The following is a 262-nucleotide window of genomic DNA, read 5'->3' on the forward strand; positions in this document are numbered from 1 at the left end:
CGAGAATGCCATCGGCCGCTATTCGCTGGGCGACCGCACGCGCGGTCTGCGTCTCGACGACGGCGGCTTGCGGATCGCGATCTCGGCAAACGAACCCGCCGATCCGGTATTGCGCGCAAACTGGCTGCCCGCGCCGCCGGAGCGGTTCTATCTGGCGCTGCGCCTGTACGTGCCGCGCGCGGTGCATCTCGAAGGGCGTTACGCGTATCCGCCGGTGGAGCGGCAGCGCGGTTGAGCGGATCAGCGATCGCGCGAACGTGAC

The 262-nt window shown here is 69.1% G+C and carries 1 protein-coding gene; it reads left to right on the top strand.

Going from position 1 to position 262, the window contains the following annotated elements; genetic code table 11:
- Positions 1-235, top strand: a 235-nt coding sequence (locus R2R70_RS21075; protein ID WP_410979061.1) for a DUF1214 domain-containing protein, incomplete at its 5' end; no start/stop codon positions are given.
- Positions 236-262 lie beyond the last annotated feature (27 nt).

Origin of the sequence: Cobetia sp. SIMBA_158, from assembly GCF_046566945.1 — a bacterium.
In the GTDB taxonomy this organism is placed as follows: Bacteria; Pseudomonadota; Gammaproteobacteria; order Pseudomonadales; family Halomonadaceae; genus Cobetia; species Cobetia amphilecti.